At 61.9% G+C, this 5478-nt stretch carries 6 protein-coding genes; 1 reads left to right on the forward strand and 5 read right to left on the reverse strand.

Annotated elements, in window-relative coordinates; genetic code table 11:
- The 4 genes from ABYW26_RS09680 to ABYW26_RS09695 all read right to left on the reverse strand — a co-directional run.
- A partial coding sequence (locus ABYW26_RS09680) for an SDR family NAD(P)-dependent oxidoreductase (protein ID WP_372604616.1) occupies window positions 1-275 on the reverse strand: 275 nt, incomplete at its 3' end.
- An 11-nt stretch (window positions 276-286) separates the two neighbouring features.
- Entirely contained in the window at window positions 287-1459 is a 1173-nt protein-coding gene (locus tag ABYW26_RS09685) for a thiolase family protein (RefSeq protein ID WP_372604617.1), read from the reverse strand.
- Entirely contained in the window at window positions 1456-1917 is a 462-nt protein-coding gene (locus tag ABYW26_RS09690) for a PaaI family thioesterase (protein ID WP_372604619.1), read from the reverse strand. Before ABYW26_RS09690 ends, ABYW26_RS09685 begins: the two co-directional genes overlap by 4 nt.
- Window positions 1914-3119 (reverse strand): acetyl-CoA C-acetyltransferase, encoded by a 1206-nt coding sequence (locus tag ABYW26_RS09695; RefSeq protein WP_372604620.1) that lies wholly within the window; start codon window positions 3117-3119, stop codon window positions 1914-1916. Before ABYW26_RS09695 ends, ABYW26_RS09690 begins: the two co-directional genes overlap by 4 nt.
- A 297-nt stretch (window positions 3120-3416) precedes the next feature.
- Between ABYW26_RS09695 and ABYW26_RS09700 the strand changes: the two genes are divergently transcribed.
- Complete coding sequence (locus tag ABYW26_RS09700; protein ID WP_372604621.1) at window positions 3417-4670, forward strand: acetyl-CoA hydrolase/transferase family protein; 1254 nt, start codon at window positions 3417-3419, stop codon at window positions 4668-4670.
- Window positions 4671-4788: 118 nt separating this feature from the next.
- Here the strand turns inward: ABYW26_RS09700 and ABYW26_RS09705 are convergent.
- Window positions 4789-5478: acyl-CoA dehydrogenase C-terminal domain-containing protein (locus tag ABYW26_RS09705; RefSeq protein ID WP_372604622.1), on the reverse strand; the 690-nt coding region annotated here is incomplete at its 5' end.

The following is a 5478-nucleotide window of genomic DNA, read 5'->3' on the forward strand; positions in this document are numbered from 1 at the left end:
CGGGCGATCCCGGCATTGTTCACAAGGGTATCCGGCGCGGACCAGCGATCTGACAGGGCGGCGACCGCGTCTGTCACACCGGCACCGTCGGTCACATCGACCTCTTGCCCGAAGACCCGGTCAGACGCTGATCCGAGAACCTCGGGCAAAGCTGCAAGCGCCTTGGAATCACGGTCCCAGACGGCGACGCGGTGACCTTTCTCTAAAAGTTTGCGCGTGATGCCCAGGCCTATGCCCTGTGCCCCACCGGTGACGATGGCTGTTCTTTCCGACATTCGCACCTCCCTCACACCGAAAGGATGGTGACGACCGCAACAGCAGAGTCGCCCGCAAGCTGCCCACCGTTGTTTTCGGCCAGCGCGACCTTGGCGCCATCTTTCTGACGCGCGCCCGCGGTGCCACGCAGATGCTGCACAAGTTCGATGATCTGCCCCGCGCCGGTGGCGCCGATGGGGTGACCGCGCGACAACAGGCCACCGCTTGGGTTTACGGGGATGCGCCCGCCGACATCCGTGTCGCCGTTGCGGATCATCGCAATCGCACCACCGGGGCCACACAGGCCAAGGTTTTCATAGTGAATCAACTCCGCCGGCGCAGAAGCGTCATGAAGTTCCACCACATCAAGGTCTTCCGGTCCGATACCCGACATCTCGTAAGCCTTGCGCGAGGCGGACACCGCGACGAGATCACGTTCGCCATGCGCCTTGGCCGACACCACCGCCGAGGCACGGACCTTGATGGCCGGCGTATCGAGTTTCTTAGCGAATTCCGGCGAGGTCAGAACGATGGCCGCCGCGCCGTCCCCAATGGAGGAACACATGAACAGCGTCAGCGGGTCGCTGATCATGCGGCTACCCATGACTTCTTCCAGCGTGGTCTCTTTGCGGAATTGCGCGATGGGGTTAAGGCTGCCTGCGTGACGGCTTTTGACCACGACGCGGCCAAAGTCCTCGGCCGAGCCACCGGTTTTCTCAAGCCACTTGCGCGCCTTGACCGCATAAAGGTCCATGAACAACGACCCCGAGCCCGCCTGATAGCCTTCGGGCAGCGGCTCGTCGAGGTCAACGGCGCGGGAAAACGCCCCGAAAGAGACGGCCTTGTCCTCGTGCGTCAGCTTTTCCGCACCCATTACGATCACGCATTCGGCCTGACCGCTGGCGACCATCAACCAGCCGATGTGAAAGGCGCTGCTGGAAGAGGCACAGGCGTTTTCGACATTGAACATCGGCACGCCATCCAGTCCGGTATTGCGCAGCGAGGATTGCGCGCGGATCATCTCTTGACCGGTGACGACGCCCGCCGCCGCGTTGCCAAAGATTACCTGATCAACCTGATCAGGGGTAATACCGGCATCCTTGAGGGCCGCGGATACGGCTTCCTCGGACAGGGATTTCAGGTTGCGGTCCATGAATTTGCCAAAGGCCGTCATGCCGATGCCTGAGATGATAACGTCTCTCATTCTGTGTCCTTTGTTTGTATAGGGTTTGCGGTCGGGCGCAGCCGTTTGAAGCTGCCCGTTGCTGTGGCAACGAGACTGCCGTCGGTGTCGCGCACCTCGCCTTCGGAAAAAAGCACGCGGCTTCCGCCGCCGCTGATGCGTCCGGTGGCGCGCATCCGTGGGCCTTTGGGCGCGGCAATATAATTGACCGAAAGTGTCAGGGTGACAGCGCGCACAAGGTCCGCGTCTTTGGCCGTCACCCGCACAGGCAGCCCGCAAGCCGCGTCGAGTAGGGTGGCAATGACCCCGCCATGCATCCGGCCCTCGGCGTTAAGATGCCGCGCGCTGACGGTCAGTTCGAAAACCGCGCCGGTTTCATCCAACTCAAGGAACTCCAACCCGAGATCGGCCAGAAAAGGGCTTTCATTCAGAAGCGCTTCAAGGTCCCATGGCGCGCGAAAAGAGGCGGGAACCGTCATGGCCGCTCAAACACGGCGGCAAAGCCCATGCCTCCGCCGATACACATGGTTTCAAGCCCGTATTTCGATCCGCGCCGCTCCATCTCGTGCAGCAGTGTGGTCAGAATACGCACCCCGGTCGCGCCGATCGGATGACCAAGCGAGATCCCCGAGCCGTTCACGTTAACCCGGTCGAAATCGCTGACCTCAAGCGCTTTGAGAACCGCAAGCGCCTGCGCGGCGAAGGCTTCGTTCAGCTCGATCAGGTCCATCTGGTCAAGCGTCAGGCCGGACTTGGCCAGCGCCTTTTTCGTTGCGGGAACCGGGCCGATGCCCATGCGCGCCGGATCACATCCGGCGACGCCCCAACCGACGAGCCGCGCCATCGGCGTCAGCCCGTGCTTTTCGAGATAGTCAGCGGATACGACAAGACAGGCCGCCGCCGCGTCATTTTGCTGACTCGAGTTTCCGGCCGTGCAAACCCCGCCTTCACGGATAACCCGGAGTCCCGAAAGAACATCCATCGTGGTGTCGGGGCGGATGCCTTCGTCACGCGTGACGGTGGTGACAGTGCCTTTTTTACCGGGCACATCAACCGGGGCGACTTCCTTGTCGAAAAGGCCGGTTTCCCACGCCGCATGGGCATTGGCATGGCTGCGCACGGCAAAAGCATCCGCCTCTTCGCGGGTGATATCGTATTCGCGGGCAAGCGTGTCGGCGGTCTCGGGCATTCCCGAAATCACGCCGAAACGCTCTTCGGGTTGCGAGCGGACGCGGCCACGGTCCAACCGGTCATGCAGCGTGACGCTGCCCGCGCGCCCACCCCAGCGCATATCGGTAGAGTAATATTCGATGTTGGACATGCTCTCGACGCCAACGACCATGACCGCATCGGCCTGCCCGGTCTGGATATTCATCGCGGCATTGATGACCGCCTGCAGACCCGATCCACAACGCCGGTCCAGCGTATAGCCCGGCACCTCAATCGGCAGACCGGCGGCCAAGGCACCGTAACGTCCCAGACACGGTGCTTCGCTTGAGGCATAGGATTGCGAGACGATGACGTCGTCCAGCGTGTCACCGGGAATGCCCGTGCGCGCCATCAATTCCTTGACGATATGCACCATCAAGACATCAGCGGTCAGCGGTCTTAAAGCGCCACCGAACTTGCCGATGGGCGTTCGGACCGGCGCGACGATATAGGCGTCTTTCAGGTCGGGCATGGGTGATCCTCCTGGGGCGGTGTCGAAAACCGCCCATTAAAGCTTCGTCCGTATTGCGAACTTATGTCCGTTATTAGATTGATACACGCACTCAAGTCAAGCCGCAGCAGGGTCATAAGGTTGAGGCCCACCCAGCTTTTCCGTTCGGATATTTTCCGGCGAATTTTTCCAGCACAGCAGATTACGCGCCTTGCGTCGGTCTGCCCGGCGAACGTTGACTGCGACAGCAAGCACAGGCATATACTGCCATATATCGGACGTTAGTTCGCCATACGATCTTTTTGAAAGGCGGATGCTTTGATCACCACAGAAAGCGAAGCGGTGGCGGACCCCCTGCCCGACCTGTCAAAATGGATCCGTCCGGGCGATTCAATTGTATGGGGTCAGGCGGGGGGCGAACCCGAAGCCCTGACCCGTGCCCTTGTCGCGCAAAGAGCGGCGCTTGGCCCTCTGACGGTGACGGTCGGCTTTAGCCTGACTGACACGATTTCTCCGGAACACGCCGACCACATCCGCATTCGCTCTTATTGTGCAAGCGGCACAAACCGCAGCCTTTCGCGCGCGGGGCTGCTCGACATCCTGCCGGTGCCCTATTCGTGGCTTCCCAACGCGCTGGCGGATATCGATGTTCTGATGCTCCATCTGCCACCTGCCCGCCCCGATGGCCGATTTAACCTTGGCCTGATGCAGGAATATATTGCCCCGCTCATCCCCCGCGCACGCGTAATTCTGGCCGAGGTAAACGACCAGATGCCAAGCGTTCCCGGCCTGCTGGATATCGGCCCGGAACAAATCGATCACATCGTCGAAACCTCACGCCCCCTGAGGGAATTACACCATCCCGCGCCGGGCGCCGCCGAACTGAAAATAGCCAGGCACATAGCTGGTATCATCGAAGACGGGTCTGTTCTTCAAATGGGCCTTGGCCAGATCCCCGAAGCCGTGCTTAGCGCCCTTGGACAGCATCGCGATCTGGGCATTCATTCCGGGGTGATAGGCGATGGTGTCGCCGATCTGACCGAAGCGGGCGTCATCACGAACGCCCGCAAGACAAGGGATCAAGGCGTATCGGTCACCGGTTGGTTGCTGGGCAGCCGTCGGATCTATGATTTTGCGCATGGCAATGACGGCGTGCGCCTTTGCCCCTGCACTTATACTCATAATCCGGCGATTTTGGCCGAGCACGACCGATACGTCGCCATCAACGCAGCGATCGAAGTGGACCTGACCGGTCAGGTCAATGCCGAGGTGGCCGGTGGCCGCTATATCGGGGCCGTAGGGGGCGCGGCAGAATTCCTGCGCGGCGCCCATGCGTCGCGCGGTGGGCTACCGATCATCGCGCTGCCCTCGACCGTCGCCAGAACAGGCGCAAGCCGGATCGTCGCACAGTTAAGCGGTCCGGTCAGCACACCCCGCAGCGAAGCCGGCCTGATCGTTACCGAACACGGGATTGCGGACCTGCGCGGGAGATCGCTGCGGGAACGTCGAAAACTGATGATCGACATCGCAGGCCCCGAGCATCGCGCGGCACTGGAGGCCGCAGAGACCTAGGTCCCGAGCGCCCCGGTCCGGGCCTCATTGGCCAGCCTGCCCTTGCGGGCCAGCGATACCGCCCCCGACCGGCGCGCCGTTATCCACGACGACGGCATGCCGGTCAGGTTGAGGATGGTTATGCCACCGCGCCAAAATCCCTGGCGCTGAGGCTCAGAGTGGAACTCGCCCCGTGCGTGATCTGTTTCTCCAGCGCCAAAGCCTGAGGGAACACGTTGTCCATATAGAATTGTACCAGCCTCAGTTTGGAACGGTGGAACTCGCGCCCGTTGCCAGCCGCAATACGCTGACCTGCCTTCAGCGCGGCGTCGCCCATGGCCCATGCCCCCAACGCGATGCCGAACAGTTCCAGCACGTTCACCGCAACCGCCGAAGGTTCGTTGCCATTCTGCGCAAGAATCCAGACCTTGGTCTCGTCGACCAGAATCGCGGCAGCCAGAACCGTCGCGCTGAGCGCCTGCCATTGCACATCCGGGCTCGACATCGCGCCAAGCGCAACCGCCGTGGCCCGCATATCGGCCACAAGTTCGCCGACCGCCTTGCCCTGATCGCGTGCGATCTTGCGGCCGACAAGGTCCAGCGACTGAATGCCGGTGGTGCCTTCATAGATCGTGGTGATCCGGGCATCGCGCAGGTGCTGCGCCGCGCCGGTTTCCTCGATATAGCCCATGCCACCATGCACTTGCACACCCAGCGAGGACGAATGCACCGACAGTTCGGTCGACCAGGCCTTGGCCACCGGGATCAGCAGATCGACCCGGCGCTGATGGCGGGCGCGTTCATCTGCATCTTCCGCGCGGCGGGCAAA

This window comes from Actibacterium sp., from assembly GCF_041584535.1.
Classification (GTDB): Bacteria; Pseudomonadota; Alphaproteobacteria; order Rhodobacterales; family Rhodobacteraceae; genus Actibacterium_D.

What these genes read in the sequence shown, in the direction of transcription:
- ABYW26_RS09695 (WP_372604620.1), bottom strand. Translation starts at nt 3,119, where the DNA reads ATGCCCGACCTGAAAGACGCCTATATCGTCGCGCCGGTCCGAACGCCC.
- ABYW26_RS09690 (WP_372604619.1), bottom strand. Translation starts at nt 1,917, where the DNA reads ATGACGGTTCCCGCCTCTTTTCGCGCGCCATGGGACCTTGAAGCGCTT.
- ABYW26_RS09685 (WP_372604617.1), bottom strand. Translation starts at nt 1,459, where the DNA reads ATGAGAGACGTTATCATCTCAGGCATCGGCATGACGGCCTTTGGCAAA.